This window comes from uncultured Methanobrevibacter sp., assembly GCF_902774605.1.
GTDB lineage: Archaea > Methanobacteriota > Methanobacteria > Methanobacteriales > Methanobacteriaceae > Methanocatella.
This window is the reverse complement of record NZ_CACYJE010000102.1, coordinates 1-2635: the sequence shown is the minus strand read 5'-3', so window position 1 is coordinate 2635 and position 2635 is coordinate 1. Positions and strand designations below refer to the sequence as shown.

Sequence of the window (2635 nt, the reverse complement as noted above, 5' to 3'; positions counted from 1 at the left end):
TGTTAATTGGTTAAATCGTGTTTTGAGGCTTTATGGTGTACTACTAGTGACATACTAACAGTTTCGTGCGGGGTTGATTCCCTACCCATTCCTGAGGTTGCTCCGGTTACGATTGCTACTTTTCCTTCTAGTTTTCCCATTTAAATCACCTTAGTTTAAATATCATGTAAAATTCATGATACCTGTATGTAAAAATATATGTTAAAATGTATTTAAATATTGTCTAGAAAATGTAAACTATTTTGTACAATTGTTTTATGTTTATTCTAAAATTTAGAATAATGTTGAATGATTTAAAGAAAAAAAGAGAGAAGTCTATAAGTTATAAACTTCTTCGGCTGAAACGATTGGTATGTTGCTGTCGGTTAGGACAGTGATTAGGTTGTCGATGTCATCTGCATGGAGCAATAGTATTGCCTTTCCCTCCTTGTCGTGTGAGAATGCATACAGGTACTCCAAATCGATAAGGTTTTCCTTGATGATGTCCAGGACAGTGGTCAGGCCACCTGGGGTGTCGTTCATTTCAACGCCGATGATTTCAGTGATCTTGACGAGGAAATTGTTTTCCTCAAGCGCTTCCTTGCCCTTTTCAGGGTCGTCAACCACAAGCCTTAAGATGCCGAATTCGGAAGTGTCCGCCATGCACATTGCACGGATGTTGACGTTCGCCACAGTCAAAACCTCCAACGGTTTTGATAGGCTGCCCATTCTGTTCTGTAAAAATATTGATAGCTGTTTGATTTTCATTTTATTCACCTAGTGTAAGTTCCTCTTGTCAATAACCCTTTTGGCTTTACCCTCAAATCTTGGCAATGTCTTAGGTTCCACCAAGGTTACCTTCACGCGTATTCCTGTTTCGTTTTCAATGGACTTTTCGATTCTGTTTTGAATGGCCATCATCTCCTTGACTCCGTCAAAGAAGAGTTCTTTTGATGCTTCCACTTTGACTTCAATCTCATCCAAGGTTCCAGGTCTTGTAACTATAATCATGTAATGAGGCTCTGCATCACCGACCTTGAGCAATGCTTTTTCGATTTGTGATGGGAATATGGCCACTCCCTTGACCTTGATCATGTCATCGGACCTTCCGGTTATCCTGCTAATTCTTGCATGTGTCCTTCCACACTCACATTTCTCGTATGTGATTTTGGTGAGGTCCTTGGTTCTGAACCTTATGACCGGCATCCCTTCCCTTTCAAGATTGGTCAATACCAGTTCCCCAGGCTGGTTTTCGCCGATGGTCTGTAGGGTTTTAGGATTGATGATTTCAGGATAATAAATGTCCTCGGCTATGTGCAATCCTTTCTGTGCGCAGCACTCGATACCGACACCAGGTCCCATGAGCTCGGTGAGCCCGTAGATGTTGTAGGCTTTGGCTCCGAAGATTTCCTCAACCCTTTGCCTGATTTCCTCAGTCCATCCTTCAGCACCGAATCCGATAGCCTTGATTCCCAGGCTTTTCGGGTCGATTCCGTCTTCCATGGCCACTTCTCCGAGGTGTATTCCGTAGGATGGTGTGAAGATGAGTCCGGTTGTTCCGAAGTCCTGCATGATCTCGATTTGCCTACGGGTCTGGCCGGTGGAGATTGGTATGATTGCCGCTCCAACCTTATGGGAACCGTAATGCACTCCAAATCCTCCGGTGAACATTCCGTAACCGTGAGTGTTCTGCAGGATGTCCTCTTCGCCGATGCCCATCATGGTCAGGCCCCTTGCGATGGTTTCGGCCCATGTGTCAAGGTCCTTTTCTGTGTATCCTGACACGACAGGTTTTCCGGTGGTTCCTGATGATGAGTGGAGTTCCTTTATTTCCTTGATGTCGACTGCAAACAGTCCGAACGGGTAGCTTTCGCGAAGGTCGTCCTTTGTGATGAACGGTAGCTTTTCAATGTCTTTTAATGTTTCAATGTCTTCAGGATAAACTTCAGCGTCACTGTACTTCTTGTTGTAGTAGGGTATCTTATCGAATGCCCTTTTTACAGTGCTTTGAAGCTTTTTCAATTGCAATTCTTCAAGGTCTTGCCTTGGCATTGTTTCAATCTCTTCATTCCAAAACATGTATTTTGCCTCATTAGATATTTATTATAATATAATATTCTTTTTCATCAACCTTAAATATTATCGGTGGATTAAATCAAAAATGCTTTTAACCATCAATTTTAAATATACTATTGATAGTGGTTAATCTACATATCGATTATTTGATAAGTTTTATATATCTCATTAGAGTAATATCTAATTGTAATTAATTAAGTTTAATTTGACTATGGAGAATTTAATATGGATATGATGAGCGTATTGTGGCAGGTGGGAATCTTCGCTTCAGTCCTTGTATTCGGTATAAAGATAGGGCTGGCTTCAGGATTGGCAAACCTGTCCAAGAAATTATTCGCAATAATCTGCATTGCCTACGGCGGAGGAGTGATTCTTATCTCAGCAATCGCTTCACTGTACTCTGAACAACTTGTTCAGGCAATCTACAGCTATAATACAATATTCTACATCATTATGGCTTCAATAATGATTATTGCAGGATTATTTACAATAAGAGAATGGAAAATACATGACAAGAATACATCAACTGCAACTTCTCTAGCTATCATTGCTCCTTGTCCATGCTGTTTCGGATCAATCA

At 41.1% G+C, this 2635-nt stretch carries 4 protein-coding genes; 1 reads left to right on the top strand and 3 read right to left on the bottom strand.

Annotation, left to right across the window (positions count from 1 at the left end; translation table 11 throughout):
* Positions 1-2: 2 nt before the first annotated feature.
* The 3 genes from QZU77_RS10715 to QZU77_RS10705 all read right to left on the bottom strand — a co-directional run bounded on the left by QZU77_RS10715 (position 3) and on the right by QZU77_RS10705 (position 2058).
* A complete protein-coding gene (locus QZU77_RS10715; RefSeq protein WP_295603963.1) occupies positions 3-140 on the bottom strand; it encodes a hypothetical protein in 138 nt (45 codons plus the stop codon).
* Between the two features lie 175 nt (positions 141-315).
* A complete protein-coding gene (locus tag QZU77_RS10710; protein WP_295603961.1) occupies positions 316-756 on the bottom strand; it encodes an acetolactate synthase in 441 nt (146 codons plus the stop codon).
* Entirely contained in the window at positions 757-2058 is a 1302-nt protein-coding gene (locus QZU77_RS10705) for a phenylacetate--CoA ligase family protein (protein WP_295603959.1), read from the bottom strand.
* Between the two features lie 222 nt (positions 2059-2280).
* On the opposite strand from QZU77_RS10705, the gene QZU77_RS10700 reads away from it, so the two are divergent.
* Positions 2281-2635, top strand: a 355-nt coding sequence (locus tag QZU77_RS10700; protein WP_295603957.1) for a DUF2162 domain-containing protein, incomplete at its 3' end; no start/stop codon positions are given.